We start from the raw sequence: 1,806 nt of genomic DNA, 5'->3' as shown, positions 1-1,806 counted from the left end.
CCCCCAAGCAGGAGAGCCTCCGCCGCCCCCGACGGGGCGCCCCCGCGGCGGATCAGTTACTAAAAAGATACCGGAAACGAAACAACAATTCGATGGGACCAGAGATCCAGAATCAAATATTCAGTCAGGCACTGAACATCCGGAAGCCTTGGTATATCAAAAATATCGAGTTCAGGAAGGAAGAGAGACGTCTGGATATTTGGGTTGATTTTGAACGAGGTGCAAAATTTTCATGTCCGGATTGTGATGAAGGAGACTGCGAGATCCATGACACCGTTGAGAAAGAATGGCGCCATCTTGACTTTTTCCAATTCCAGGCATATATTCATTGCCGGGTTCCCCGGGTTATCTGCGAGAAATGTAAGATCCGTCTCGTAGAAGTTCCATGGTCTCGAAAATCAAGTGGATTCACGAGTTTATTTGAGGCCATGATCGTTCTCATGGCCGGAGACATGCAAATATCTCAGATCGGTGAGAAAGTCCAGGAAACCGACACCCGACTCTGGCGGATCATAAAACACCACGTGAAGAAAGCGATTAAAGGACTGGATCTCTCTCATGTCACTGCGGTTTGCATTGATGAGACCTCGGAAAAGAAAGGACATAATTATATCACGGTATTTGCAGATCCCGACTCCCGGAGGGTAATTTACGTCTGTAAAGGAAAAGATGCAGACACGGTAGGATCATTCTTCTCGTATCTGTTCTGTCATCGTGGAGATCCCAGGAAGATCAAACACGCCTGCTGTGACATGTCTCCCGCATTTATCAAGGGAATCGAGGAATACCTCGAAAACGCGCAGATAACATTCGACAAATTCCATGTCATGATGATCGTGAACAAAGCGGTTGATGAAGTCAGACGTTTCGAACAAAGGATTAACGGAGTTCTGAAGAAAACCCGCTATCTCTGGTTGAAAAATCCTGAAAACCTGAACGTCAAACAGGGTTCTTGGTTGAATTCTTTGAAGGCTATGAATCTGAAGACCGTCAGGGCATATCACATGAAATTGAACTTCCAGGAATTTTACCGAATTGAAAACCCAGCTTTCGCGGGTAAGTTTTTCAAGAAATGGTATTTCTGGGCGACACATTCGAAACTCGATCCCATGATCGATGCCGCGAAAACGTTGAAACGCCATTCAGACGGTATCTTGAGTTATTTCGTTGGAGGTGGCACGAATGGCCTTCTGGAGGCTATCAATGGGACCATCCAATCCTTGAAACGGACTGCGAGAGGATACAGGAACACGGACAATTTCATCGCGATGATCTATCTCAGGTGCGGGCAGCTCGAATTCAATTTACCCACTTGAAATGACGAAGAGGCTTTTTTTTCTCACTTGTAGAACGGTTCCCGCAGCGAAACCGCTTTTTTGAACAGTTCTTCGAGCTCTTCACCCTTCTTCCCCCGGATATCGACATGGTTATCCGTCCGGAGAAGGCAGGGCTTGAGTTTCCCGTCCGATGTCACGCGGATCCGGTTGCAGAACGCACAGAACTCGGTGTTGTGCCGCGGCCGGACAACCTCGACCTCGGCCCCGTCAAGGCAGTACTTCTTCCGGTGGTGCATCCGCCGCGTGATGATCTGCTTTGAGCGTGCGGCAAGATCCCCTTCGAGCCCGTCCAGCCTGCTGTGGTGGTCGCAGGCATTGAAATCCATGAGCTCGATGAGCTGGAGGACGAGGTTGCGGTTGCCCCGGATATAGGCCAGGAAGTCATCGATCTCGTGGTCGTTGATCCCCTCGAGCACCACCATGTTGATCTTGATAGGGGTGAGGCCGGCATCAAGGGCCGCCTGTATCC

General features: G+C 49.5%; 1 protein-coding gene and 1 pseudogene. One reads left to right on the top strand and one right to left on the bottom strand.

Features of this window, described 5'->3' with window-relative positions:
* Positions 1-104: 104 nt before the first annotated feature.
* A complete protein-coding gene (locus CW742_RS11720; protein WP_292420594.1) occupies positions 105-1,316 on the top strand; it encodes an ISL3 family transposase in 1,212 nt (403 codons plus the stop codon).
* A gap of 23 nt (positions 1,317-1,339) precedes the next feature.
* On the opposite strand, the pseudogene CW742_RS11715 reads toward CW742_RS11720, so the two are convergent.
* Positions 1,340-1,806, bottom strand: a pseudogene (locus tag CW742_RS11715) (GTP 3',8-cyclase MoaA); the annotation flags it as partial.

This window comes from Methanoregula sp., assembly GCF_002835825.1.
Lineage (GTDB): Archaea > Halobacteriota > Methanomicrobia > Methanomicrobiales > Methanospirillaceae > Methanoregula.
This window is presented reverse-complemented; position numbering and strand designations above follow the sequence as displayed.